Genomic DNA, 22014 nt, shown 5'->3' on the forward strand with positions numbered 1-22014 from the left:
GTGCGGGCGGGGTGGGCCGCGCCTAGCGTGACCGTATGACCGTCGATGTCGATGTCCGTACGCTCACCGAAGCCGACTACCCCGACTGGCTGCGCACCCTGCACACCGGGTTTCTGCGCCCTCCGGTGGCGACCGACGAGGATGTCGCGGACCGCCTCTCGTACACGCTGCTCGACCGCACGCTCGGCGCCTTCGACGACGGGCGGTGCGTGGCCACCTTCCGTACGTTCCCGCAGCAGCTGACCGCCGTCGGCGGGCGCGCGGTCGCGGCCGATGCGATCTCGAACGTCACGGTGCTGCCCACGCACCGGCGCCGCGGCCTGCTCGGCCGCATGATGGCCGCCGATCTCGCGGCCGCCAAGGAGCGCGGCGAGATCGTGGCCACGCTGATCGCCGCCGAGTACCCGATCTACGGGCGGTACGGGTTCGGGCCCGGCGCCTGGGCCGCGGAGTGGGAGATCGACGTACCGCGCACCGGGCTCGACCCGCGCTGGTCGGGGCCGGGCGACGGCGGCCGGATCGACCTGGTGGACGGCGCCGAGGTGCGCCGGATCGGCCCGGCGCTGCACGAGCGGCTGCGCGGCCGGCAGCACGGCTGCGTGGACCGGTCCGAGCGCGGCTGGCGGGTGGCCACCGGGGTGGAGGGCGTCCGCGCGCCCGGCAGCTGGACCGAGCCGTACTACGCGGTGTACCGCTCGGCGGACGGGGAGGCGGAGGGCCTCGCCGTGTACTCCGCGGAGGGCGAGTGGTGGGGCGACACCGCGCAGCCGCACTGCACGGCCCGGGTGCGCGATCTGATCGCGACGAGTCCGGCGGCCGAGCGGGCCCTGTGGCGCTATCTGTGCTCGGTCGACTGGATCACCAAGGTCCGCAGCGGGCCGCGGGCGCCGGACGATCTGCTGCCGTACGCCTTTCCCGATGTGCGGGCCGCGCGGATCGTGACGCTCGCGGACTGGCTGTGGGTGCGGCTCCTCGACGTGCCGGCGGCTCTGGAGGGGCGTACGTATCCGGTGGCGGGGACGCTGGTGCTTGAGGTGGCGGACCGGCAGGGGCTGGCCGGCGGGCGGTTCCGGCTGGATGCGAAGCCGGCGGGTGCGCAGTGCGTGCCGACCGAGGAGCCGGCCGAACTCTCCCTGGGCATCGGCGAGTTGAGCACGCTGTGGCTGGGGGACGAGTCGGTGGGGCGGCTCGTCGATCTGGGGAAGGCGGTGGAGCTGCGGTCGGGCGCCGCCGCCGTTGCCGACGCCCTGTTCCGTGCGCCCAGGCGGGCCTGGTGTCCGGATCTGTTCTGACGGTCTGTTCTGACGGGGTGCGTGCGGGCGGCCGGGGCCGCCACGGTCAGAGGGTGGGGCGGGCCACCAGCAGGGTGAGGACGATCGCACCCATCGAACTGCAGGTCGCACTGCGGGTCTTGACCCCGATGCTGAGCAGCAGCAGGCCCACGACGCCCATGGGGCCGTAGTGCCACTGCACGAGCTCTTCGAACCCGATCACCAGGACGGCGGCGAGGAAGGCGATGACGGTCATGGCGGTCTCCTTGCAGGTGGGGGGGGGAGGGGAGCGGGGTGCGTGCTCGATGAAGTCCGTTCGTCGGTACGGGTGTTCGGGGCGTGCGTCGGTCGGGTGGCCGTGCGTGGCTGTGGCCGGCCGCGGCGGGGGACCGTGCGTCGGGGCGCGGAGGAACTGGTTCAATACGCGGTGGCGGCAGGCCAGTAGCAGGCCATTAGCAGACAAGTTGCAGACCAGTAGCCTCGATACGCGGCTCCTCCGGGCGGTCCGGAGTGGGCAGCGGGACCTATGGACGGCCCCAGTGGAAGACGTTCTCCGGAACTTGGTCGGCGGTGCGCAGAGCGTCCTCTTCGACTTCGACGGACCGCTCTGCCGGCTCTTCGCGGGGCACCCCGCCGAGGACGTCGCGGACGGTCTCCTGGACTGGCTCGACGATCGCGGACAGTCCGGATTCCTGACCGCGGCGGAACGCCTGGCGCGCGATCCGCACGCGATCCTGGCCGCGGCCGGCCGCGCCTTTCCGGGCAGCGCCCTGGTGGCGTCGCTCGAGGGCCGGCTCTCCGACGAGGAGGCGCTCGCCGCGAAGTCGGCCGCGCCGACTCCGGGCGCCGAGAGCCTGGTCAGGGAGTGGCACGCCGCCGGGGTGCGGCTCGCCGTCGCCAGCAACAACTGCGCGGAGGCGGTCTTCCGCCACCTGGAGGGCCGGGACCTGCTTGAGTGCTTCGTCGGCGGCCTGCACGGCCGGGCGGGCGACCCGCAGCTGCTCAAGCCGCACCCGGACTGTGTGCACCGGGCGCTGGCCGCACTCGGGCAGCGGGCCGGCACCGCCCTGATGATCGGCGACTCCCCGAACGACCTGCTTGCGGCCCGGTCGGCCGGTGTCGCCTTCCTCGGCTACGGCCGGGACGAGCGGCACGAGCGCCGGCTGCGGGAGGCCGGTGCCGGGTGCGTGGTGAGCTCGCCGGCGCCGGTGCTCGAGGTGCTGCGGGAGCTGCGGGTGCGGCTGTGACGGCGGCTGCGGGTGTGGTCGCGGGGGCGGCGGTGGCTGCGTCCGGTACGACATCGTGCTCTCCNTGGTCGCGGGGGCGGCGGTGGCTGCGTCCGGTACGACATCGTGCTCTCCTCTGCCAATCACCTTCAAGTACCCAACTGCTCTGCCAATTGGGCTGGTTGACGTGAATTGGTTGTCCCCGCGATGGGTGATCGCTTAACCACCTGCCCTCAACTCGTTTCCGGCCGACCAATGTGACTGAAACCGGTTTGCCGTCGCGTGTACGGCGGTACGGTCGCGGTGTGTCCAAGGGAAGAGCCGGGGACGGCGGCGGCAAGGAGTTCCAGCGCGTGTCCGACGCGCTGCGGGCCAGGCTCGCCGACGGCACGTACCGCTCGGGCGCACGCCTTCCGGGTCAGCGCGAGCTGGCCGACGAGTTCGGCGTCAGCCGCGACACGGTGCAGCGCGTGCTGCGCGACATGGCGGACGAGGGCCTGATCGAGTCCCGGCAGGGCAGCGGCTCGCGGGTGGTCGGCGGCCGCCGGATCCCCGCACCCAGCGCACCGCGGCAGCCGGGCGGCACCGGACGGGTCACGCTCGGTTCGCTCGTCGCGGACGCCTTCGCGCAGCCCGAAGTGACCCTGGACGTCTTCACGTTGACATCCGAATCGCTCGACGCGCACATCAGGATCCAGGCGGAGAACATCCGGGCGGGCGTCGTCACCGCCCCCGAGCGGATCGCCGTACGCCTGCTGCTTCCGGCGCACGACCTGCGCCTGCCCTACCCCCGCCCCCTCGGCGACGCGGACGACCTGCGCCTCCAGGAGCGACTGCACACCATCAGCCGCCGGTACCTGGTGACGCTGCGCGACGCGCTCGAGAATCTGCAGGCCCAGGGCTTCGTGCCGACCGTGCGGATGGAGGTGCGCCGGGTCCAGCTGGCGCCGACGTTCAAGGTGTACCTGTTCAACGGCACGCAGGCGCTCCAGGGGCCGTACGAGGTGGTGGAGCGGCCGATCCGGCTCGATTCGGGGGAGCAGATCGAGGCCCTCGACGTGCTGGGCGTGGGCTCCACCCTGACGCACTACGTGATCGACGACGATCCCCAGTCCGGGGGTTCGGTGTTCGTCCGCAGCACGCAGGCCTGGTTCGACTCGCTGTGGCGGTATGTGTCCGTGCAGGAGGACGCGGACCGGCCGCCGCAGTCGGTCCAATTGGGCTGATTGCGGCGGCCGTCGGGGAGCCTGCGGGCGTGTAGTGGCTCGGTCGGCGCGGCGGCTCAGTCGGTGCGGCGACTGAAGAGGGCGGCCGCGATCAGGATCGAGACCGTGGCGATGCCCGCGCACCAGGCGAGTGCCACCCAGGCTGTGTGGCCGATCGATTCGCCGAGCAGCAGCCCGCGCAGCGAGGTGATCACGGGGGCGACCGGCTGATGCTCGGCGAACCCCTGCAGCCAGGACGGCATCGTGTCGGTCGGCACGAACGCGGGGCTCGGATACGGCAGGAAGCTGACGAAGAAGCTGAACCCGCCTGCCGCCTCGGGCGACTTGGCGATCAGGCCGACCGCCGCCGCCAGCCAGGAGATCGCCAGGATGTACGCGATCAGGATGCCGAGTGCGGCGAACCAGCCGGCGGCCGAGGCGCCGGGGCGGAAGCCGATCGCGAAGGCGAGGGCGAACACCAGCGAGGTGGCGGCCAGATTGCGGGCGGTCGATGCGAGCACGTGCCCGGTGAGGATCGCCGTACCGCCGATGTCCATGGAGCGGAAGCGGTCGATGATGCCGCCCTTGAGGTCCTCGGTGACCGCCATCGCGGTGTTCGCCGATCCGAAGCCGGCGCAGAGCAGCAGCACGCCCGGCACGACGTAAGTCACGTACTCCGTACCGGTGTTGATGGCTCCGCCGAAGAAGTAGACGAAGACGAGGAGGAGGATCACCGGGAGGGCGATCGCGGTGATGAGCGCGTCGATGTTGCGCCGGCTCAGGCGGATCGAGCGGCCGGTGAGGGTGAGGGCGTCAGCGGACATGGGCGGCCGCCTCCTTGGGCTCCGGGCGGGGTGTGGGGGTGCCGGTGAGGGCGAGGAAGACGTCGTCGAGCGTCGCGGTGTGCAGGCTGAACCGCTCCACCGCCGTGCCGTCCGGGTCGAGTTCGTCCAGCAGGGCACGGACGTGGCGGGCGGTGCCGTCGGTCGGGATGCCGAGGGTGAGGGTGTCCGGTGCGTGGTGGACGGCGTGAGGGGTGAGGCGCAGATAGTCGGCGCGGTCGTGCAGTACGAGGTCGAGGCGGTGGTCCGCGACTGTGCTCTTGAGTGACTGTGCGGTGCCTTCGGCGACGAGCCGGCCGGTGTGCAGGACGCCGATGCGGTCGGCGAGCCGGTCGGCCTCCTCCAGGTACTGGGTGGTGAGGAACACCGTGGTGCCCTGCACGGCCAACTCCCTGACCACCGACCAGAGTTCGCGGCGGCTGCGCGGGTCGAGTCCGGTGGTCGGCTCGTCCAGGAAGATCACGTCCGGGTCGCCGACCAGGGAGGCCGCGAGGTCGAGGCGGCGGCGCATACCGCCGGAGTAGGTGGCGACCAGGCGGTCCGCGGCGTGGCTGAGCTCGAAGCGTTCGAGCAGGTGGTGGGCGCGGTCGCGGGCCGAGGCACGGGAGTGGCGCGCGAGGCGGGCCATCATCCGCAGGTTCTCGGCGCCGGTCTGGCGCTCGTCGACGGCGGCGAACTGGCCCGTGAGGCTGATCGCCCGGCGTACGGCGGTGCGTTCGGTGCGGACGTCGTGGCCGGCGACCTGTGCGGTGCCGGCGTCCGCGGTGGTGAGGGTGGCCAGGATGCGTACGGCCGTGGTCTTGCCGGCGCCGTTCGGTCCGAGCAGCGCGTGCACGGTGCCGGGCGGCACGGTGAGGTCCACGCCGCGCAGGACTTCCACGGCGCGGGCGCCGCTGCCGTAGGTCTTGCGCAGACCGGTGGCCGCGATCGCGGGTTGCTCGGGCATGGAGGCTTCCCCTCTACTGCGTATGGCTCTATTGCGTATGGCTCTACTGCGTATGGGCTACTGCGCACGGCTCTATTGCGTACGGACTACTGCGCACGACTTACTGCGTAAGGTTTACGCGCTTCTGTTTAAGGGTTACGCAGAAAGGGGTGGGCGTCAAGCGGATCGGCGTGGATGCGGGCCGCTTCTGCTTATGGGGTACGCATCACTAGGCTGGTCGACGGGTCGTACATGTGAAGGAGGCGGTGGGGCGTGGCGCGCAGGGAGTCCGGGGCCGGCGGTGGCGGCGAGGAGACCGCGAGCGGTCTGCCGGTGAGTCTCGAACGGGCCTGGGGCCTGCGGGAACGCCCGGTCAAGGGCCCCAAACCCGGGCTGACACAGGACCGCATCGTGGACGCGGCGGTCTCACTCGCGGAGGCGGAAGGCCTCGCCGCGGTCTCCATGGGCCGGGTCGCCAAGGAACTCGGCGCCTCCACGATGTCCCTGTACCGCTATGTGGCCACCAAGAACGAGCTCTACCTGCTCATGCAGGACGCGGCCTCCGACGATCCGCCGTCCATTCCGCCCACCGACGGCGGCTGGCGGGCCGGCCTCACCCGCTGGGCGCTGGGCCTGCGGGCGATGTACCACAGCCACCTCTGGATGCTGCGGATCCCGCTCTCCGGACCACCGGCCAGCCCGAAGTCGGTGGCATGGATGGAGTACGCGCTCGCGGCCCTGGAGGGCACGGGGCTCGACGCCGGTGAGCAGCTGGGCACGGTCACCCTGCTCAGCGGCTACGTCCGCCATGAGGCGACGCTGATGTCCGACCTGGACGCGGCGTACGCGGCCGAGGGCCGCACGCCCGACGAGGTGATGAGCCGCTACGTCCGCACGCTCACCCACCTCACCACCCCCGAGCGCCACCCGGCGGTGACCCGCCTCCTCGCCACCAATGTCTTCGCCTACACCGAAGGACCCGAAGAGGAGGCCGACTTCGACTTCCACTTCGGCCTGGAGCGCGTGCTCGACGGCGTCTCCGCACTGGTGGACCGGCGGGCCGGAGCGGGGAGTTGAGCTCTGGCGGGGTCAGTCGGTGCTCGGGCGGCGGTGCCCCATAGGCTGGGGTGATGGATGAGATCGACGGGGTGGAGGTCATCGGGTTTTCGGATGCCGAGGCGTTCGAGGAGTGGATCGACCGGAACCACACGCGGCAGGAAGGCCTGTGGATCCGGATGGCGAAGAAGAAGTCCGGGATTCCGTCGGTCACGGAGGACGAGCTGGTCGACATCGGGCTCTGCTACGGCTGGATCTCCGGCCAGCGGCGAGGGCTCGACGACCGGTACTACCTGCAGAAGTACGTGCCGCGCCGGCGCCGCAGCCTCTGGTCGCAGGTCAATGTGGACAAGGTCGCGATGCTGACGGCCGCGGGCCGGATGCGGGAGCCGGGGCTCGCCGAGGTGCGCAGGGCGCAGGAGGACGGCCGATGGGACGCGGCCTACGAGTCCCAGGCCAAGGCGACGACGCCGCCCGATCTGGCGGCGGAGCTGGCGGGCGACCCCGCGGCGGCGGAGGCGTTCGAGCGCCTCGACCGGACGGGTCGGTACCTCGTGATGCTGCCGCTGCTGCAAGCCCTGAATCCCGATGCGCGCAGCGCCCGGCTGGCGAAGATCCTCGAACTGCTCCGCAACGCCTGACGGTCGATCCTCGGGGCTGACTCCCCTGACTCCCCTGACTCCCCTGACTCCCCTGACTCCTCTGATCCCTCCGACTCCTCCGATTTCTCCGATTTCTCGGACGGGGCGGTGCTCCTGTTGCGGCGGCCCGGGCATCGCGTTTGAGTGGGAGGGTCTCCGTTCCTCGGGATCCCCGGGTACCCGGACGGCTCCGAGGGCCAGCGAGGATCGCCTGCCGTGGCCGGCAGGTCCGTCAGGGAGCAGCCATGGGGCATCACCACAAGTCGAATCAGGCCGTCGAAGGCGATCCGGAAACGGGTCACGGACGGGGCATGCCCCGTCGCCCCGACGAGCGCGAACTCGAGAGGCGTACGGAGGAGGACCGCCGGGAAGCGGGGCTGGTCGCAGCGGCGGACGAAGCGGATCCCTGGGGCTCGGGAGGTTCGTCCCCGTACTCGGGAGGTCCGTATGAGCGGTGAATCCGTGCCCGCGGAGGGCCCCGCACCGATCAGTGAGGCGGCCCGCCGAGGCCTCGAGCAGGAGGTCGCCGGACTTCGCGAGGAGCGCGCGAAGGTCGCGGCGACCCTGGAGGACTCGGACGACGCGGTCGGCGATCGGGGCGACGCGGCGGACGAGGTGCAGCGGGCGGACGAGCTGGACCGCCTGGACAATCGCATCGGCGAACTCATCCGTCGGCTGAGCGAGGGCGCCGCCCAAGGGCCGCCGCCCACCGAGGAGGTGGGGGTGGGCAGCACGGTCACGGTCCGGTTCGAGGACGGGGCGGAGGAAACGCTTCAGGTCGCGGAGGTGGCGGAGGCGGGGACCCCCGATCTGGTCACTGCGGACAGCCCGTTGGGCCGGGCTCTGATCGGCGGTCATACCGGCGACACGGTCAACTACCGGAGCCCGGCGGGCCGTTCGACGGTCACCGTCGTGGCCGTCGGGGGGTGAGCCGGGCCCGATATCAGCCCGTCCGGCGTCTGAGGACAAGGCCCGTTCAGGCCGTGCCGGTTCCAGGCCCGGCGGCCTCGCCCCGGACCCCGGGGCGGGCTCACAGCCCGCCCCGTAGCAGCGCCGCCTGCCGCCGAACCGCGTCCGTCGTACGGACCTGGTCATCCGTGGCGAGCAGATCGAGCAACGCACCCCGCAGCACCGCGAGCGCCACCGTCCGGTCCGCGGCGCCCGCCGCACCGTCCCGCTCCCGCGCAGGCTGGTGGGAGGCGAGCACGGCGAGCCAGTCGTCGACCGTGGCGCGGGCGAACCCCGCCCAGGCGCCGTCCGGTTCGACCAGGGAGCGAGCGTATGCCTCGGCCCACAGACGCAGCAGCGGCCGGTGCTCCGCGGCGGCGAGCCAGGACCACACGTGCTCGACGGTGTCGGCGAGCCGGTGGTCGTCCTCGCCGGGACCCGGGTGCTCGCCGAGACGGTCGAGGAAGGCCAGTTCGTCCCGGCGGGCCCGGGCGAGCAGGGCCCGTACCAGGCCGTCCTTGTTCCCGAACAGGAACATCAGAACCCGCGGACTGGACCCGATCGCGGTGGCCAGCGGCCGCAGGGACAGATCGGCGAGGCCGTGCTCGAGCGCGTACCCGTAGGCGGCCTCGAGGAGCTCGGTGTGGCGGGCCGACGGGGCGGGGGCAGTGCTGGACGCCGGGTCGGTCGGGGTTGTCGGTTCCTCGGGCATGGGGCTAGCCTAAAGCTACTGAAACAGTCGTGTCAGCGAGGGCCGCACAGTGTCACAGCATGTACGCACCCACACGACCGCGTCGTCGAACAACCCGCGGATCAGCCTGCGCCGCGCCGATCGCGCGGGCGATCTGGGCTGGGTGGTGATGGCCCACGGGGAGGTCTACGACCGGCAGTTCGGCTGGAACACCGACTTCGAGGCACTCGTCGCGCGCATCGTCGCCGACTACGCGGACGCACACGACCCGGCCGCCGAGGCGGGCTGGATCGCCGAGGTCGACGGCCGGCGCGCGGGCTGCGTGTTCCTGGTGTCCGGCGACGAGCCCGGCGTCGCCAAGCTGCGCATCCTGCTCGTCACCCCTGAGGCCCGCGGCCTCGGCCTGGGGGACCGCCTGGTGACCGAGTGCCTCGACTTCGCACGAGCGGCCGGCCATCGGAGCGTGACCCTGTGGACGAACAGCGTCCTGACCTCCGCCCGCCGCATCTACGAGGCGCACGGCTTCACCCTCACCGCCGAGCACCCACACGACAGCTTCGGCACCCACCTCACGGGCCAGACATGGACGTTGACGCTGTGAACCAGCGAGTGCCGGCTGTGAATCGCTGTGAACCAGCGAGTGCCGGCTGTGAATCACCGAGTACCAGTTGTGAAGCAGCGAGTGCCGGCTGTGAATCATCGAATACCAGCTGTGGACTAGCGCGTACCGCAGCTCATCGGCAGCAGCTCCGGGCGTTTCGCGACGCGTGTGTCGCCGGAGGAGCGGCCTCGTATCCGCCGCCCCAGCCAAGGCCCGAGGAACGTGGCGGCCCATCGCAGCTCCGCCGCCGCGACCTGGCGTGCCGCGGGTGCCGGCAGCGGCGGCAGCGGTCGGGTCCAGGAGTCGTCGCTGCCGGGGAGGCCGAGGGCGTGAGCCGCAGCGGCGGCGATCCGCTCGTGGCCCAGTGGCCCCGCGTGCAGACGGTCCGAGCTCCACAGCCTCCGATCCGTGGCCACGGGGTGCAGGGCGGTCTCGGCGACCACGACCCCGTGGCGGGCGGCCGCGGCCCGTATCCGGTCGTTGAGCTCGAACACCCGGGACCGTACGGGCCGGGCCAGCGGCGCGATCCGTGCCACATCGGGAGTCGTCAGGGTCACCACCTGTGCCCCTGCCGCGGTCAGCGCGGCGAACATCTCCTCCAGATGCCCGGCCACCTCGGCCGCGTCGAAGCGGGGCCGCAGCAGGTCGTTCACCCCCGCGACCACGGTCGCGAGATCGGGCCGCAGGGCCAGGGCCGGCGCGAGCTGCTCGGCGCGGACCTGGGCGGCGAGCCGTCCCCGTACGGCCAGATTCGCGTACTGCAGGCCGGGACTTGCGGCGGCGACGTGCTCGGCGAGCCGGTCGGCCCAGCCGCGCAGGCCGGTGCCGTCGTCCCCGTCGCCGACGCCCTCGGTCTGGCTGTCGCCCAGGGCGACGAAACGGTGGTACTCAGCTCTCGGCACGGGCCGTGCCCCCTTCCTCGGTGCGGACCGACCGCTGCTCGGTACGGGCCGCCCCCCGCTCGCGCAGCACCGCGGCGGTGCGCAGACACCAGTCGCGGTGCTCCCGCTCGAAGGCGAGGCCGCGCAGACAGGTCAGATACGGGCCGATGCGCGTCCCGGAGCGCAGGAACTCGTCCTCGTCGAGGGCGCCGCGCATCTTCACCAGCAGGGAGTCGAGCAGAGCGGTCTTCGCCTCGGCGGCGGACGCCCGGTCCGTCAGTTGCTCGATGAGCGTGCCGCTGTCGATGCGATCGGCGGCGTGGATCTTGACGAGCAGATCGTCGCGGATGAACGAGGGCTTCGACGTCGCCGTGGCGAACGCCTCGAGCTCGGCGAAGCCGGCGTCGGTGACGTGGAAGAGGCGCTTGTTGGGCCGGGTCTCCTGGACGACCTGGCGGCCGGCGATCAGGCCCTCGCGCTCCAGCTTGGCCAGCTCGGCGTACAGCTGCTGGGGCAGGGCGTGCCAGAAGTTCGCGACGCCGATGTCGAAGGCCTTGGCCAGCTGGTATCCGCTGTACTCGCCGTCGACGAGCGCGGCCAGTACCGCATGTCGCAGGGCCATCGGCGGGCTCCTCGGTGTCGGTGGCGGGCCCTTCCACTTTCGGGCCGTCGGGTGCATCATCGTACTCAAGAATCTGACTAGTCAATTTATTGAGTACGAGTGTGAGGGCAAGGGCGAGGACGAGTACGAGCCGTGCTCGGAGTGCCTGACCGGAGAGCGGGAGACCATGGACGACAGCGCAAGGACGACGGCCGCACGTTTCCGCACCGCCGTCGAGAAGCGTGAACTCGGCGCGCTGGACGAGCTGTTCACCGAGGACGTCCGGCTCTACAGTCCGGTGAAGTTCACGCCGTTCGACGGCCGCCCCGCGGTACTCGGCCTCTTCGGCGTGCTGCTGCGCACCTTCGAGGACTTCCGCTACGTAGGGGAGTTCGAGGGCGCCGCGGAGACCGGCCGCGACGGCAGCCGGGCGGAGTCGGAGATCCTGATCTTCCGGGCCAGGGTGGACGGGAAGGAGATCCACGGCATGGATCTGCTCCAGTTCGACGAGGCGGGCCTGATCAAGGAGTTCACGGTGATGGTCCGCCCGCAGTCCGCCGTACAGGCGCTGGGCCAGGCCGTCCTCACGGGGCTGATCGCGGACGGCCTGGCACCGGAGCCCGGCACCGCGTAGGGCGCTCAGCCCTTCACGTACTCGGCGAGATGCTCACCCGTCAGCGTCGAGCCCGCCTCGACGAGCTCCGCCGGTGTGCCCTCGAAGACGATCTTGCCGCCGTCGTGCCCCGCACCGGGCCCGAGGTCGATGATCCAGTCGGCGTGGGCCATCACGGCCTGGTGGTGCTCCACCACGATCACCGACTTCCCGGAGTCGACGAGCCGGTCCAGGAGCCCGAGCAGCTGCTCGACATCGGCGAGATGCAGACCGGTCGTCGGCTCGTCCAGGATGTACACGCCGCCCTTCTCGCCCATGTGCGTGGCCAGCTTCAGACGCTGGCGCTCGCCGCCGGAGAGCGTGGTGAGCGGCTGCCCGAGCGTCAGATAGCCGAGTCCGACGTCGGAGAGGCGCTGCAGGATCCGGTGCGCGGCGGGGATGCGCGCCTCGCCGGTGGCGAAGAACTCCTCCGCCTCGTCCACCGACATCGTGAGTACCTCACTGATGTCCCGCCCGCCGAGGTGGTACTCGAGGACCGAGGCCTGGAACCGCTTCCCCTCGCACTCCTCACAGGGACTGGACACGCTCTGCATGAACCCGAGGTCGGTGAACGTGACCCCGGCGCCGTTGCAATTGGGGCACGCCCCCTCGGAGTTGGCACTGAACAGCGCCGGCTTCACGCCGTTGACCTTGGCGAACGCCTTGCGAATCGGCTCCAGCAACCCCGTGTACGTGGCCGGATTGCTGCGCCGCGACCCGCGGATCGTGCTCTGGTCGATCGACACCACACCCGCCTCGGCCGCCGCCGGGTCGTTCACGAGGGAGCCGTGCACGAGCGAGCTCTTGCCGGAACCCGCGACTCCGGTGACCACGCACAGCACGCCGAGCGGGATGTCCACGTTCACGTTCCGCAGGTTGTGGGTCTTCGCCCCGCGGATCGGCAGCTTCCCCTCCGCCTTGCGCACGGTGTCCTTGAGCGTGGCCCGGTCGTCGAGATGCCGGCCGGTGACCGTGTCCGCCTTCCGCATCCCCTCGAGCGTGCCCTCGTAGCAGACCGTCCCGCCCGCCGTACCGGCGCCGGGTCCGAGATCCACCACGTGGTCGGCGATCGCGATCGTCTCCGGCTTGTGCTCGACCACCAGGACCGTGTTGCCCTTGTCCCGCAGGCGGAGCAGCAGGCTGTTCATCCGCTGGATGTCGTGCGGGTGCAGACCGATCGTCGGCTCGTCGAAGACGTACGTGACATCCGTGAGCGAGGAGCCCAGGTGCTGGATCAGCTTGACGCGCTGCGCCTCACCGCCGGAGAGCGTGCCGGTCGGCCGGTCGAGGGAGAGATAGCCGAGCCCGATCTCCACGAACGAGTCGAGGCTGTGCCGCAGCGCCGTGAGCAGCGGCGCCACCGAGGGCTCGTCGAGTCCGCGCACCCACTCCGCCAGGTCCCGGATCTCCATCCGGCACAGGTCCGCGATGCTCTTCCGCTTGATCTTCGAGGACCTGGCGCCCTCGGCGAGCCGGGTGCCCTCGCACTCGGGACAGTCGGTGAAGGTCGCCGCCCGGTCCACGAACGCCCGGATGTGCGGCTGCAGAGCATCACGGTCCTTGGAGAAGAACGACTTCTGCACCTTCGGGATCAGGCCTTCGTACGTCAGATTGACGCCGTCCACCTTGACCTTGACCGCCTCGTGGTACAGGAAGTCCTGCATCTCCTGCTTGGTGTACTTGCGGATCGGCTTGTCCGGGTCCACGAAGCCCGACTCGGCATAGACCCGCACGGTCCAGAAACTGTCCGACTTCCAGCCCGGGATGGTGAAAGCGCCCTCGGACAGCGACTTGGAGTCGTCGTAGAGCTGGGAGAGGTCGATGTCGGAGACCGAGCCGCGGCCCTCGCAGCGCGGACACATGCCGCCGGTGCGCGAGAAGGTCGCCTTGACCGCCTTCTTGTTGCCCTTCTCGACGGTGATCGCGCCGGCCGCCTTCACCGACGGGACATTGAAGGCGAAGGCGGCCGGACCGCCGATGTGCGGCTTGCCGAGCCGGCTGTAGAGGACGCGCAGCATCGCGTTGGTGTCGGTGGCGGTGCCGACGGTGGAGCGCGGGTCGGCGCCCATCGGCTGCTGGTCGACGACGATCGCGGTGGTCAGGCCGTCGAGTACGTCCACCTCGGGGCGCCCGACATTCGGCATGAAGCCCTGCACGAAGCTGCTGTACGTCTCATTGATCAACCGCTGCGACTCGGCGGCGACCGTGTCGAACACCAGCGAGCTCTTGCCCGAGCCGGAGACGCCCGTGAACACCGTGAGCCGGCGCTTCGGGAGCTCGATGCTCACGTCCTTCAGGTTGTTCTCGCGCGCCCCGTGCACGCGGATCAGGTCGTGGCGGTCGGCGGCGTGCGTCGCGGGCGACTGGGTGTCCGTCCTCTTGGCCATGCGCGTTGTCTCTCCCTGTGATCGTGCGGTCCGCGTGATCGTGCGGACCGCGCTCGCGGACGCATCGCCGGGCCCCGCGGCGCATGGATCGCGGCGCGGCTGCGTCGTGCGGCCCGTGCCCCACACGGTATGCGGGCCCGGGCAGCGCGCGCTTCTCGAATCCTGATCCTTGGGGAGGGGGGTGGAGGGGCGGAGGGGGAGCGTACGGGTCCGTCGGGCCGGGGTGCGGCGGCCGAGCAGCCCCGGTACGAGTACGGCGGGCACCGCGAGATGCATCAGAGCCAGGGCGGTACGGGTGCCGCCGGACATACCCGCGCCGGTGAGCGGGAGGAACGAGACGGCCAGCACGAGCAGAGCCGCGGCGACCCACACCTGACGGGATCGCCGGGTGAACCGCTCGAGGACCGCGAGGACCGCCCATCCCGCCGCGCCGATGGACAGGGACACCATGGCCACCGGTAACAGGCCTATCTCCAGGGTCTGTCGGGAAGATCCGTCGCCCTCGGTGATACGCAGGTCCTGCCCGAGGAGCGGGTCGGCGACAAGCCAGACGGCCAGGGCGGCGCCCGCGGCACCGAGCACCGATGCGGTCCTGCGCCGGCGCCGGGTGGGCGCGAGGTCTTGCGTCGCGGCCGTCATGCGGACTCCGCCGGGGGCGGGGTGGTCAGGGCGCCGTGGAGGAAGACGTCCACCAGTTCCGCCGCGGTGAGCTGGGGCTCGTCGTCCTTGCGGGGCTGAGTGAACAGCAGCCCCAGGAAGAGCGCGGCGATCTGCTCGGCGGGCAGACGCAGCGAGCCGTTGTCGGGCGCGAGGAGCTCCGCCACCGAGGCGCGGAGGGTGGCCAGGGACTCGTCGCGGCCCGCCCCCCTGGGCTGTTCGCCGGATCGCCCCTCGCGTCTGCGGTGACCGGACGCGTGCAGCGAACCGACCACCATGCCGATGCGGGCGAGGTGGGCCTGCAGGGCTTCCGCGGCCTCCGACAGGCGGCCGGCCAGAGGCTGTTCGAGCGAGATCGAGCCCAGCTCACGGACCGCGTGATCCGGTCGTACGGCCTCGGCGACGCAGGCCGCGAGCAGCTCATCCTTGTCCGCGAACACCCGGAAGACCGTGGCCTCGCCGATCCCCGCGGCGGCCGCGATCTTGCTGGTGGTGACGGCCGCTCCGTACTCGCCGATCAGCGGGATCGCGGCCTTGATGATCATCTCGCGCCGCTGCTCGGGGCTCATGCCGGGGGCTCGGCGGCGGGGGGTGGGTGATGTTGTCATGGCTCGACAGTACGGAGTGAGTACTCACTCCGTCACGGCTGGAGTGAGTGCTCACTCCAGCCCTCCATGCGACGCTGAGTCCACCGGGAAGGAGAACCGACATGGCCACGCACCCGACGGCAGCGGAGCAGCCCGACAACACCGCGGTACGGACCGCCCTGTGGCGCGCCGCCCACCTCCGGCTCGACCCGCCGCCGCACGTACTCGAGGACGAGATCGGGCTCAGGATCGCGGACCCCGGGGACGACTGGCTGCGACGGCCGGACATGGACCCGGACACCACCCGCGGCTTCCGGGCGTCCATCGTGGCCCGCGCCCGTTTCATCGAGGATCTGATCGCCGAGCAGGCCGGCCGCGGCATCACGCAGTACGTCATCCTGGGCGCAGGCCTCGACACCTTCGCCCAGCGGCGGCCCGAGGTCGCCTGCCGCCTGCAGATCTTCGAGATCGACCAGCCGGGCCCGCAGGCCTGGAAGCGCCGTCGCCTCGCCGAGCTCGGCCTCGGCATCCCGGACGGACTGCACCTGGTGCCGGTCGACTTCGAGGCGCACGAGGACTGGCTGCAGAAGTTGACGGAATCCGGCTTCGACCCGGGCCGGCCGGCGGTCGTCGTCTCGACCGGCGTCACCATGTACCTCACCAAGGAGGCCACCGCGGCGACGCTCCGCCAGGTCGCCGGACTCGCGCCCGGCTCGCTGCTCGCGCTGACCTTCCTGCTGCCGCCCGAACTCATCGACGCCGCCGACCGCCCCGGCCTGCGCAGGAGCAAGGAGGGCGCGCAGGCATCGGGCACGCCGTTCATCAGCTTCTACGCGCCGGACGAGATGCTCGCTGCGACCCGCGAAGCAGGCTTCGCGGACGTGCGGCACGTGTCGGGCGCCTCGCTCGCCGACCGCTACTTCGCCGACCGGCCGGACGGCCTGCGCCCTTCGAGCGGCGAGGATCTGGTGCTTGCGACCGCCTGAAGGGGCACGGCGCCACCGGGCTGTCTACGGCTCCGTCACGTCGGCGACGACGCAGCTGATGTTGTCGGGGCCGCCGGAACCGTTGGCCAGGGTGATCAGTTCGCGTACAGCCTGGCGGGGGTCGTCGGTGTCGGTGAGTACCTGCCGGATCTCGTCGGCCGGGACGACCGTCGACAGGCCGTCCGAGCAGAGCAGGTGGCGGTCTCCCGGCCGGGCGTCGTACAGGCGCATGTCGGGCGTGGCATCCGCTCCGGGGCCCAACGCCCGTATCAGGAGCGACCGCTGGGGGTGTGAAGCGGCTTCCTCCGGGGTGAGGCGGCCTGCGTCCACCATCGCCTGCACTCTGGTGTGATCGTGCGTGATCTGGAACAGCTCTCCGTCGCGCAGGAGATGGACGCTGGTGTCTCCGATGTGGACGAGTGCCAACTGCGAACCGGTCCAGAGCATCGCGGTGAGCGTCGTACCCGCGTCATCGGGCGCGGAGGCGGCGGCGATGCCCTGCACGGCCTGCTTGGCCTGTTCGACTGCCTCCTCCAGGACGTTGAGCAGGTTGCCCGCAGGGATGCCGTCGGCGTCCAGCTGCTTCAGCGCATCGACCGCCGCCGCGCTCGCGGGGGCGCCTGCGCTGCCGAAGCCGTCGGCGACGGCGAGCAGTCGGGCGCCGGCGTACGCGGTGTCCTGGTTGCTCTCGCGCACCAGGCCCTGGTCGGACAGGGCGGCGTAACGGATGGCCAGGGGCTGTGCGTTCGAGGACATGGTCGGGTCCTTCCGTGACAGATGGTCGATGAGGAAGCCGGCCAGATCCCGCCGGGCGGCGGTGTCGGCCTCGACCTGCGCCCAGAACGCACGGATCTCCCGAGCTGCCGGGCCCGCCTCCAGCGCGCAGACGTGCCGGATACGCGACAGGGGCATGCCGAGGCGCCGGAGCCAGGCGACGAGCCGGGCCTGTTCCAGCTGTTCCGGTGCGTACAGGCGATATCCGGTCACGGGGTCGACGCGGGCGGGGGTCAGCAGCCCGAGCTCGTCGTACAGCCGCAGCGCCTTCGGCGAGAGCCGGGACGCCGCCGCGAACCTCCCGATGGTCAGCAACTCCATGCCCACTCCTCCTCATACCGGACGCTCCGCCCGGCCCCTCCGATGCTGCGGCCTCCCCCAAGGTGAAGGTCAACGAGCTCGAACGGGCCGATCAGGCCGACGAGATCACCCAGGTCGGCCCGTCCACGATCCCTTGCTGAAGCGCCGCCCCGACCCCGGCTCGGTCCCATCTGCCGCAGCACCACACCCCGGCGGACATGACGCCCGCCTTCGCAGCAGATGATCACGTCCCGCTGCCCGTACAGGTCACCGGTCGCAGAAGCCATGATCCGGACGCCGGGCCAACGCCACGCTCGCCGCCACGAGTTGCCCGGCCTCGAGCGAACTTCGTGTGTCGTACGACCGCTTCGCCGTCAGGACCGCGTCGTGCGGAACGTGAGGTACCGGTCGAAGGTTTCGTGGCTGTCCGGGGTGAAGCGCCACTCGAGCAGCGCCGACCGCAACTCCGGCTCGGTGAGCCGGCCGTGCCAGGCGACCTCATCGGGATCGGCGGTCACCTTGTCCGGTACGACGGCTTCGTGCACGCCGAGCCAGTGCGGGCTCAGACCGCTGCGATTGAGGTACGTGAACAGCAGACGCGGCAGCACCCGGATGCCCAACTCCTCGGCCAACTCCCGTGCGGCGGCCCGTTCATAGGACTCGCCGACCCCCACGGCGCCACCGACCACAACCTCATGGAGCCCGGGGAAGCGCGACAGCCGCTCCGCCCGCCGGTGAACGACGTACCGCCCACGCTCATCACGACACACCGTCACGGCAACCCTGTGCAGCCACCCCTCCCGTACGGCCTGCCGGCGGCTGACCACCCCCACCACCCGATCTCGCCCATCGACACGCTCCACCATCTCCTCCGCCTCCGCACCCACACTCCGCACCCTGCCAGAGCCCTCTGACAACGCCACCTCCCGCCGATTCGTGGGACCTCTAGGATCTTCGTTCCGGAACTCCACTCGTCGGCCCGGAGGTGCGATGTCTCTGCAGATGAAGTTGGGCGCGATAACGCTCGACTGCTTCGACCCGTCGGCTCTGGCGGCGTTCTATCAGCAGGCCACCGGCCTTGCGCCCCATCCGAAGTCGAACGCCGATTTCGCCGCTCTCACCTGCGAGGACGGACTCTTCATCGGCTTTCAGCGGGTCGACGGCTACCGGGCTCCGTGCTGGCCCGGACAGAGCGTTCCCCAGCAACTGCACCTCTGCTTCGACGTGGAGGATCTGGACGAGGCAGAGGCCCGGCTGCTGGAGTTGGGCGCGGGCAAGCCGGATCACCAGCCGCATGAGGCCGCCAGGGCGCGGGTCCTCACCGATCCGGCTGGTCATCCCTTCTGTATCTGCCGACGTTGACAGGGTCGTCCTCGTCGTGCTCCCGGGGTCGATTCAGCGGCAGAGTTCCATCATGGCGTCGTCGAAGCCGGGGAACTCCTGTGTGGCCTGCTCGATGATGGTCACTGCCGGTGCGCGCCGGTCTGGTGCGAACTGCTCGGCGACAGCTGCCAGTTCATGATCGCGGCGGGGGACCCAGCCGGGTTCGGGATCGTGTGCGGTCGCGGCCTCCCATGGCCCGAAGCCGTCGGCCAGCAGCCACAGGAAGGCGGCGAGATTCCGGGCGACGACGCCGGTCTCGCCTTCGGAGCCGAGGAAGACGATGGGCTGCTCGACCAGTGGCCGACCTGGGCGGATCAGCCAGACTGTGGCGTATCCGCCGGTGCCGTCCTGGCCGAACACGCGGAAGTCGTCGCCGTTCAGCGCGCCATTGCCGGTCCAGGCCCGGAACCAGTCGGTCGTCTCGTCAGCGGTCAGGAATGATTCGAAGGGTTCGAAGTCGACTCCGTCAGCGCCGATGCGGTCGAGTCGGACCGCCATGGCAGCCGCCAGTGCCGCCGGGAAATGGAGGTCCTCATCCGCTGCCATGCGAGCAGGTTAGCGAGGCAGGTCGTCCTGTCTCGGATACGTCCGGGCATCATGCGGTGCCGACCTCCGGTGCTGACCTGCGGTGCCGACCTGCGGTGCCGGGAACTCAGGTTTCGGCAGGCGCGGGGTCGAGCGTTGCCGGGTCGAAGCCGGCGTCGGTCAGGACGGCTGCTGCCACTCCGCGGCCGACCCGGGCAAGACCGATCAGCAGGTCCTCGCAGTCGATGCGGTCGGATCCGTGCTGCTCGGACCGTGCCTCCGCGATGTCGACGGCCTTGCGGGAGTAGGGGGTCCAGGCGATCCGTTCGGCCGCCTGGGAAGCCCCCATGCTCAGCCGGGTTCCGACGGACTGGTGGACCGTTTCCGGTGAGACGCCGGCGGTTCCCAGGAGCCGAGTGGCGCTGTTGTCCTCCGCGGTCAGCCCCCAGAGCAGGTGCTCGGTGCCGATGTAGTTGTTGCGGTGGTGCACCGCCGCCTGCTTGACGTGGACCATCGCCTGGCGGAGGTCGTCGGTCATCTTCTCGGGGCTGTAGCGCTTGTGCGGGGCGTGGAAGCGTTGCTGGACCGCTTGCCGGGTCACCCCCAGGGACGCGCCGATGTCCGTCCATGAGTTGCCGTGCATCCGGCAGTGCTCGACGTAGTCCTCGACCAGGTCGTCTGCCATGGCTTGTAGTTCGCCTGCGAGTTCGGCGGCGACCGTGAGCAGGGCGAGCCAGTCGGGCTGTTCCTGTCCGCCGGGGCGGTGTGCGGTGTCGCATCTCCGGTCGACTTCCGCGATGAGATCGTCCAGGTCTGGAAGAGTCATGAGGCAAGTACGTCTTGACAGTTTTGAATTGTCAAGACGTACTTGCCTCAATTGGATGTGCCGGAGTGCGTGCTCTTCGGGAGGGCTGGAGGGTTGGAGGGCTGCAGGACTGGAGGGCTGGAGAGCTCCGGGGCTCCGATCCGCTCACCCCGGGCGCACGTCCACCACGGTCGTCGTGAGTGGCGTGTAGCACTATTGCAAGCGTCTGCTTGCAATAGTTAGCGAGGGTGCGGCACCATCGGGGCCATGGCATCGCTCAACGTCGGCAATCTCGGTGAGTATCTGCGCGAGCAGCGGCGCAATGCGCAGCTGTCGCTGCGGCAGCTCGCCGATGCCGCCGGGGTGTCCAACCCGTATCTGAGCCAGATCGAGCGCGGCCTGCGCAAGCCGAGTGCCGAGATCCTGCAGCAGCTGGCGAAGGCGCTGCGGATCTCCGCGGAGACGCTGTACGTGCAGGCCGGGATCCTCGACGAGCGTGAGCGTGACGAGGTGGAGACCCGTGCCGCGATCGTCGCCGATCCGACGATCAACGAGCAGCAGAAGCAGGTGCTGCTGCAGGTGTACGAGTCGTTCCGCAAGGAGAACGGCTTCGGTCCCGACCAAGGGGCCCGCCGCAAGGACACCGCCGACACGGCTGGCATCACCGACACCGCCTACACGGCTGGCATCAACGACACCACCGACACCACCGGGCCGACCGCCGGCGACGACGCCGGCCGTTCCGGAAGCGGCCCCCGCACGGCCGACGGCAGCGATGCCGAACCCTCGAACTGACCAGGAGGAACACTGCCATGGCCATCAAGGAAGACATCCGCAAGACGCTCAGCGACCCGACCCCGCTGTACTTCGCGGCCGGCACCGCCGACCTCGCGGTGCAGCAGGCCCGCCGGGTGCCGGAGCTGATCGAGAAGATCCAGGCCGAGGCGCCCGCGCGGATCGACGCGGTGCGTCAGACCGACCCCAAGGACGTCCAGGAGAAGGCCGCGGCCCGCGCCAAGGAGGCGCAGGAGCAGCTGCAGAACCGGGTGAACGAGGTGTTCGGCAGCTTCGACACCGACCTGCGCAAGCTCGGTGAGACCGCCCAGGACCTGGCCCTGCGCGGCGTCGGAGTCGCCGCCGAGTACGTGATCAAGGCCCGTGAGACGTACGAGAAGGTCGCCGAGCACGGCGAGCAGACCGTACGGACCTGGCGTGGCGAGGCGGCGGACGAGATCGCCGAGGCGGCCGTGGTGGTCGAGCCCGAGCCGAAGCAGGTGCCTTCGCCGAAGGCGGCGCCGGCCGCGGAGTCGAAGCCGGCTGCGAAGGCCGAGGCGCCCGTGAAGAAGGCGGAGGCGCCGGCCGCACCTGCGAAGAAGGCCCCGGCGAAGAAGCCGGCGGCCAAGAAGACCACGGCGAAGAAGAGCACTCCGCCGGCCGGAAAGTGATTCCCGCGGCGGCCGTGCGGCGGTGACGCCGGGCGGCCGCCGGGCCGGAGCCCTTGCCACCGGCCCCGTGTCGGGCTCGGGCACCATCGGCGTGCGTGGGGCGTTGTACGGGTACGGTGACGGCGTAGAGACGTGTATCGAGACCTGCGCCGAGACGTGGCGCAGTAGCAGCGCACACGTGGTGCACACGTGGCGAAGACGCCCGACGACGTAGAGAAATCAGGTGGTGGGTACCGTGTTGATGACCGGTTTCAGCAGCCTCATGTCGCTGATCTTCCTCGCCATTCTGGTGCTGGCAGTGGTGGCCCTGGTGATGGCGGCACTCGCCCGCCCGGACGCCTACTTGGCGGCGAACAAGCAGAACAAGAACTTCTGGCTGATCATCCTCGGCATCACGGTGCTGGTGAATCTGGTCGTGCCGATGATCTTCCTGCAGATCATCGGGCTCATCGCCACCATCGTCTTCATGGTGGACGTGCGCCCGGCACTCAAGGAGGTCTCCGGAGGCCCCCGCCGAGGTGGCGGCAGCAGCAGCGACGGCCCGTACGGTCCGTACAACGGCGGCCGTTGACTCCCTCGACGCTTGCGCACCAGCGCTTGCAGGCCGGCCCTAGAAGACAAGCAT

General features: G+C 70.7%; 26 protein-coding genes and 1 pseudogene. 14 read left to right on the forward strand and 13 right to left on the reverse strand.

Annotated elements, in window-relative coordinates:
- The first annotated feature begins 35 nt into the window (after positions 1-35).
- Positions 36-1292 (forward strand): GNAT family N-acetyltransferase, encoded by a 1257-nt coding sequence (locus DY218_RS17490; protein ID WP_128556990.1) that lies wholly within the window; start codon positions 36-38, stop codon positions 1290-1292.
- A gap of 46 nt (positions 1293-1338) precedes the next feature.
- On the opposite strand, the gene DY218_RS17495 is transcribed toward DY218_RS17490, so the two are convergent.
- Positions 1339-1527: a hypothetical protein gene (locus DY218_RS17495; protein WP_128556991.1), complete on the reverse strand. Its 189-nt coding sequence runs from the start codon at positions 1525-1527 to the stop codon at positions 1339-1341.
- Between the two features lie 283 nt (positions 1528-1810).
- Between DY218_RS17495 and DY218_RS17500 the strand changes: the two genes are divergently transcribed.
- Positions 1811-2518, forward strand: a complete 708-nt coding sequence (locus tag DY218_RS17500) for an HAD family hydrolase (protein WP_233521660.1) — start codon at positions 1811-1813, stop codon at positions 2516-2518.
- A 284-nt stretch (positions 2519-2802) separates the two neighbouring features.
- Positions 2803-3723: a GntR family transcriptional regulator gene (locus tag DY218_RS17505; RefSeq protein WP_128556993.1), complete on the forward strand. Its 921-nt coding sequence runs from the start codon at positions 2803-2805 to the stop codon at positions 3721-3723.
- A 56-nt stretch (positions 3724-3779) separates the two neighbouring features.
- On the opposite strand, the gene DY218_RS17510 is transcribed toward DY218_RS17505, so the two are convergent.
- Complete coding sequence (locus DY218_RS17510) at positions 3780-4526, reverse strand: ABC transporter permease (RefSeq protein WP_128556994.1); 747 nt, start codon at positions 4524-4526, stop codon at positions 3780-3782.
- Positions 4516-5490 carry an ATP-binding cassette domain-containing protein gene (locus tag DY218_RS17515; protein WP_128556995.1) on the reverse strand — a complete coding sequence of 325 codons (975 nt, stop codon included), beginning with the start codon at positions 5488-5490 and terminating at the stop codon, positions 4516-4518. The genes DY218_RS17510 and DY218_RS17515 overlap by 11 nt, the downstream gene beginning before the upstream one ends.
- 252 nt (positions 5491-5742) lie before the next feature.
- Here DY218_RS17515 and DY218_RS17520 point away from each other — a divergent pair, with 252 nt between their 5' ends.
- From DY218_RS17520 to DY218_RS17535, 4 genes are all read left to right on the forward strand, one after another.
- Positions 5743-6546 carry a TetR/AcrR family transcriptional regulator gene (locus DY218_RS17520; RefSeq protein WP_128556996.1) on the forward strand — a complete coding sequence of 268 codons (804 nt, stop codon included), beginning with the start codon at positions 5743-5745 and terminating at the stop codon, positions 6544-6546.
- 53 nt (positions 6547-6599) lie between these two features.
- Entirely contained in the window at positions 6600-7166 is a 567-nt protein-coding gene (locus tag DY218_RS17525; RefSeq protein ID WP_128556997.1) for a YdeI/OmpD-associated family protein, read from the forward strand.
- A gap of 245 nt (positions 7167-7411) precedes the next feature.
- Entirely contained in the window at positions 7412-7624 is a 213-nt protein-coding gene (locus DY218_RS35205) for a hypothetical protein (protein ID WP_128556998.1), read from the forward strand.
- Positions 7614-8096 (forward strand): GreA/GreB family elongation factor, encoded by a 483-nt coding sequence (locus DY218_RS17535; protein WP_128556999.1) that lies wholly within the window; start codon positions 7614-7616, stop codon positions 8094-8096. Before DY218_RS35205 ends, DY218_RS17535 begins: the two co-directional genes overlap by 11 nt.
- Before the next feature lie 100 nt (positions 8097-8196).
- Here DY218_RS17535 and DY218_RS17540 read toward each other — a convergent pair whose 3' ends face one another.
- Positions 8197-8826, reverse strand: coding sequence for a TetR/AcrR family transcriptional regulator (locus DY218_RS17540; RefSeq protein WP_128557000.1), 630 nt, complete (start codon positions 8824-8826; stop codon positions 8197-8199).
- A 49-nt stretch (positions 8827-8875) separates the two neighbouring features.
- On the opposite strand from DY218_RS17540, the gene DY218_RS17545 reads away from it, so the two are divergent.
- Positions 8876-9406, forward strand: a complete 531-nt coding sequence (locus tag DY218_RS17545) for a GNAT family N-acetyltransferase (RefSeq protein ID WP_233521661.1) — start codon at positions 8876-8878, stop codon at positions 9404-9406.
- A 116-nt stretch (positions 9407-9522) separates the two neighbouring features.
- Here DY218_RS17545 and DY218_RS17550 read toward each other — a convergent pair whose 3' ends face one another.
- Complete coding sequence (locus DY218_RS17550) at positions 9523-10308, reverse strand: SGNH/GDSL hydrolase family protein (protein ID WP_128557001.1); 786 nt, start codon at positions 10306-10308, stop codon at positions 9523-9525.
- Positions 10295-10909, reverse strand: a complete 615-nt coding sequence (locus tag DY218_RS17555) for a PadR family transcriptional regulator (protein WP_128557002.1) — start codon at positions 10907-10909, stop codon at positions 10295-10297. Before DY218_RS17555 ends, DY218_RS17550 begins: the two co-directional genes overlap by 14 nt.
- Positions 10910-11075: 166 nt before the next feature.
- Here DY218_RS17555 and DY218_RS17560 point away from each other — a divergent pair, with 166 nt between their 5' ends.
- Positions 11076-11522 carry a nuclear transport factor 2 family protein gene (locus DY218_RS17560; protein WP_128557003.1) on the forward strand — a complete coding sequence of 149 codons (447 nt, stop codon included), beginning with the start codon at positions 11076-11078 and terminating at the stop codon, positions 11520-11522.
- A gap of 5 nt (positions 11523-11527) precedes the next feature.
- Here DY218_RS17560 and DY218_RS17565 read toward each other — a convergent pair whose 3' ends face one another.
- The 3 genes and pseudogenes from DY218_RS17565 to DY218_RS17570 all read right to left on the reverse strand — a co-directional run bounded on the left by DY218_RS17565 (position 11528) and on the right by DY218_RS17570 (position 15192).
- The gene (locus DY218_RS17565; RefSeq protein WP_128557019.1) at positions 11528-13927 is read right to left on the reverse strand and encodes an ATP-binding cassette domain-containing protein; all 2400 of its coding nucleotides are present in this window, start codon (positions 13925-13927) and stop codon (positions 11528-11530) included.
- A 237-nt stretch (positions 13928-14164) separates the two neighbouring features.
- Positions 14165-14566: pseudogene (locus tag DY218_RS35210) on the reverse strand (DUF6069 family protein); the annotation flags it as partial.
- On the reverse strand, positions 14563-15192 hold the full coding sequence (locus DY218_RS17570; protein ID WP_128557004.1) for a TetR/AcrR family transcriptional regulator: 630 nt from the start codon (positions 15190-15192) through the stop codon (positions 14563-14565). The pseudogene DY218_RS35210 and the gene DY218_RS17570, both read right to left, overlap by 4 nt.
- 101 nt (positions 15193-15293) lie before the next feature.
- On the opposite strand from DY218_RS17570, the gene DY218_RS17575 reads away from it, so the two are divergent.
- Complete coding sequence (locus tag DY218_RS17575; RefSeq protein ID WP_128557005.1) at positions 15294-16157, forward strand: class I SAM-dependent methyltransferase; 864 nt, start codon at positions 15294-15296, stop codon at positions 16155-16157.
- Positions 16158-16181: 24 nt separating this feature from the next.
- Here DY218_RS17575 and DY218_RS17580 read toward each other — a convergent pair whose 3' ends face one another.
- Together DY218_RS17580 and DY218_RS17585 are read right to left on the reverse strand one after the other, a co-directional pair.
- The gene (locus tag DY218_RS17580; protein WP_128557006.1) at positions 16182-17252 is read right to left on the reverse strand and encodes a protein phosphatase 2C domain-containing protein; all 1071 of its coding nucleotides are present in this window, start codon (positions 17250-17252) and stop codon (positions 16182-16184) included.
- A 353-nt stretch (positions 17253-17605) separates the two neighbouring features.
- Positions 17606-18097, reverse strand: a complete 492-nt coding sequence (locus DY218_RS17585; RefSeq protein ID WP_128557020.1) for an NUDIX domain-containing protein — start codon at positions 18095-18097, stop codon at positions 17606-17608.
- Positions 18098-18221: 124 nt separating this feature from the next.
- On the opposite strand from DY218_RS17585, the gene DY218_RS17590 reads away from it, so the two are divergent.
- Complete coding sequence (locus tag DY218_RS17590; protein WP_128557007.1) at positions 18222-18593, forward strand: VOC family protein; 372 nt, start codon at positions 18222-18224, stop codon at positions 18591-18593.
- Positions 18594-18626: 33 nt separating this feature from the next.
- Here the strand turns inward: DY218_RS17590 and DY218_RS17595 are convergent, their stop codons facing one another.
- Both DY218_RS17595 and DY218_RS17600 read right to left on the reverse strand, forming a co-directional pair.
- Positions 18627-19160 (reverse strand): SMI1/KNR4 family protein, encoded by a 534-nt coding sequence (locus DY218_RS17595; protein WP_128557008.1) that lies wholly within the window; start codon positions 19158-19160, stop codon positions 18627-18629.
- A 106-nt stretch (positions 19161-19266) separates the two neighbouring features.
- Positions 19267-19965 carry a Clp protease N-terminal domain-containing protein gene (locus DY218_RS17600; RefSeq protein ID WP_233521662.1) on the reverse strand — a complete coding sequence of 233 codons (699 nt, stop codon included), beginning with the start codon at positions 19963-19965 and terminating at the stop codon, positions 19267-19269.
- Between the two features lie 246 nt (positions 19966-20211).
- On the opposite strand from DY218_RS17600, the gene DY218_RS17605 reads away from it, so the two are divergent.
- The 3 genes from DY218_RS17605 (at position 20212) to DY218_RS17615 (ending at position 21960) form a co-directional block, all read left to right on the forward strand.
- Positions 20212-20739, forward strand: a complete 528-nt coding sequence (locus DY218_RS17605) for a helix-turn-helix domain-containing protein (protein WP_128557009.1) — start codon at positions 20212-20214, stop codon at positions 20737-20739.
- A 17-nt stretch (positions 20740-20756) separates the two neighbouring features.
- Complete coding sequence (locus DY218_RS17610) at positions 20757-21389, forward strand: hypothetical protein (protein ID WP_128557010.1); 633 nt, start codon at positions 20757-20759, stop codon at positions 21387-21389.
- A 241-nt stretch (positions 21390-21630) separates the two neighbouring features.
- Positions 21631-21960 carry a DUF2516 family protein gene (locus DY218_RS17615; protein WP_407703643.1) on the forward strand — a complete coding sequence of 110 codons (330 nt, stop codon included), beginning with the start codon at positions 21631-21633 and terminating at the stop codon, positions 21958-21960.
- Positions 21961-22014 lie beyond the last annotated feature (54 nt).

The organism is Streptomyces triticagri, assembly GCF_003429565.1.
Lineage (GTDB): Bacteria > Actinomycetota > Actinomycetes > Streptomycetales > Streptomycetaceae > Streptomyces > Streptomyces triticagri.

What these genes read in the sequence shown, in the direction of transcription:
- DY218_RS17490 (WP_128556990.1), top strand. Translation starts at nt 36, where the DNA reads ATGACCGTCGATGTCGATGTCCGTACGCTCACCGAAGCCGACTACCCC.
- DY218_RS17495 (WP_128556991.1), bottom strand. Translation starts at nt 1,527, where the DNA reads ATGACCGTCATCGCCTTCCTCGCCGCCGTCCTGGTGATCGGGTTCGAA.
- DY218_RS17510 (WP_128556994.1), bottom strand. Translation starts at nt 4,526, where the DNA reads ATGTCCGCTGACGCCCTCACCCTCACCGGCCGCTCGATCCGCCTGAGC.
- DY218_RS17515 (WP_128556995.1), bottom strand. Translation starts at nt 5,490, where the DNA reads ATGCCCGAGCAACCCGCGATCGCGGCCACCGGTCTGCGCAAGACCTAC.
- DY218_RS17525 (WP_128556997.1), top strand. Translation starts at nt 6,600, where the DNA reads ATGGATGAGATCGACGGGGTGGAGGTCATCGGGTTTTCGGATGCCGAG.
- DY218_RS35205 (WP_128556998.1), top strand. Translation starts at nt 7,412, where the DNA reads ATGGGGCATCACCACAAGTCGAATCAGGCCGTCGAAGGCGATCCGGAA.
- DY218_RS17535 (WP_128556999.1), top strand. Translation starts at nt 7,614, where the DNA reads ATGAGCGGTGAATCCGTGCCCGCGGAGGGCCCCGCACCGATCAGTGAG.
- DY218_RS17540 (WP_128557000.1), bottom strand. Translation starts at nt 8,826, where the DNA reads ATGCCCGAGGAACCGACAACCCCGACCGACCCGGCGTCCAGCACTGCC.
- DY218_RS17555 (WP_128557002.1), bottom strand. Translation starts at nt 10,909, where the DNA reads ATGGCCCTGCGACATGCGGTACTGGCCGCGCTCGTCGACGGCGAGTAC.
- DY218_RS17560 (WP_128557003.1), top strand. Translation starts at nt 11,076, where the DNA reads ATGGACGACAGCGCAAGGACGACGGCCGCACGTTTCCGCACCGCCGTC.
- DY218_RS17565 (WP_128557019.1), bottom strand. Translation starts at nt 13,927, where the DNA reads ATGGCCAAGAGGACGGACACCCAGTCGCCCGCGACGCACGCCGCCGAC.
- DY218_RS17570 (WP_128557004.1), bottom strand. Translation starts at nt 15,192, where the DNA reads ATGACAACATCACCCACCCCCCGCCGCCGAGCCCCCGGCATGAGCCCC.
- DY218_RS17575 (WP_128557005.1), top strand. Translation starts at nt 15,294, where the DNA reads ATGGCCACGCACCCGACGGCAGCGGAGCAGCCCGACAACACCGCGGTA.
- DY218_RS17580 (WP_128557006.1), bottom strand. Translation starts at nt 17,252, where the DNA reads ATGGAGTTGCTGACCATCGGGAGGTTCGCGGCGGCGTCCCGGCTCTCG.
- DY218_RS17585 (WP_128557020.1), bottom strand. Translation starts at nt 18,097, where the DNA reads ATGGTGGAGCGTGTCGATGGGCGAGATCGGGTGGTGGGGGTGGTCAGC.
- DY218_RS17590 (WP_128557007.1), top strand. Translation starts at nt 18,222, where the DNA reads ATGTCTCTGCAGATGAAGTTGGGCGCGATAACGCTCGACTGCTTCGAC.
- DY218_RS17595 (WP_128557008.1), bottom strand. Translation starts at nt 19,160, where the DNA reads ATGGCAGCGGATGAGGACCTCCATTTCCCGGCGGCACTGGCGGCTGCC.
- DY218_RS17600 (WP_233521662.1), bottom strand. Translation starts at nt 19,965, where the DNA reads ATGACTCTTCCAGACCTGGACGATCTCATCGCGGAAGTCGACCGGAGA.
- DY218_RS17605 (WP_128557009.1), top strand. Translation starts at nt 20,212, where the DNA reads ATGGCATCGCTCAACGTCGGCAATCTCGGTGAGTATCTGCGCGAGCAG.
- DY218_RS17610 (WP_128557010.1), top strand. Translation starts at nt 20,757, where the DNA reads ATGGCCATCAAGGAAGACATCCGCAAGACGCTCAGCGACCCGACCCCG.
- DY218_RS17615 (WP_407703643.1), top strand. Translation starts at nt 21,631, where the DNA reads ATGACCGGTTTCAGCAGCCTCATGTCGCTGATCTTCCTCGCCATTCTG.